Source organism: Parachitinimonas caeni (assembly GCF_030129945.1).
GTDB lineage: Bacteria > Pseudomonadota > Gammaproteobacteria > Burkholderiales > Chitinimonadaceae > Parachitinimonas > Parachitinimonas caeni.
In genome coordinates this window covers 1-860 of sequence record NZ_JARRAF010000141.1, presented here as the reverse complement: position 1 = coordinate 860, position 860 = coordinate 1, and the positions used below count along the sequence as shown (strand labels likewise).

The 860-nt window shown below is 65.3% G+C and carries 1 protein-coding gene; it reads left to right on the top strand.

The window, feature by feature from the left end; translation table 11 throughout:
- A partial coding sequence (locus PZA18_RS24005) for a CARDB domain-containing protein (RefSeq protein ID WP_284103415.1) occupies window positions 1-860 on the top strand: 860 nt, incomplete at both ends.

The following is an 860-nucleotide window of genomic DNA, read 5'->3' as shown; positions in this document are numbered from 1 at the left end:
AGCGGCGGTGACCGTCGCGCCGCAGGCCGATTCGGGCGAGCCGGTCGAAGTCCGCTGGACCGTCACCAACCACGGCGCGGCCGTCTGGGGTGGCACCGAAGGCTGGATCGACAATATCTATCTGAGCCCCGACCCGCAGTTTGATCTGCGGCGGGCGGTGCAGGTCGGTTCGGTCGTCCATCGCAACCCCGATGGCTTGGCCAGTGGCGGCAGCTATACCGCCAGCAGCCGTATCACCCTGCCGGCCGGGGTGGAAGGGCCTTATTACGTCTATGTGATCACCGATGCGGCGCATGCCGAGGGCAGTCTGGCGCCGACGCGCGAGAGCGAGCCCGTAGCGGCCCGTGAAGCCAGCGCGGGCGACAATGCCGACGCACGCGACCGCTTGTACCGGACCTCGGTGTATGAAGGCGCGCGCCACGACAACAATATCGGCATGGCCAGCCTGCAGGTGGTGTACCGCGAACCTGATCTGCAGATCGACAAGATTGAAATCGACCAGCCGCACCCGCAATCGGGCCAGACCGTCACCGTCAGCTGGACCGTCAGCAACCGCGGCAACCGGGCGACCCGGCTGGCGGACTGGTACGACGGTGTGTTCCTGTCGCGGGATGCCTCGCTCGACGATAGCGACTATGCGCTGGTTGACCGTGGCACCGATCTGGAAAAATTCCTGCATATCCGCGCCACCCATCTGACCGACGACTTCGACCTGCCGCGTTATCTGAAGCCAGGCGAGTCGTATACCAACCGGGCCACCTTCGTGCTGCCGAGCGCGATCGAAGGCGACTTCCACCTGATCGTCAAGGCCGACACCGATATCGCCCGTGACATCGACCCGCTGCGGATCAAGCCGGCCA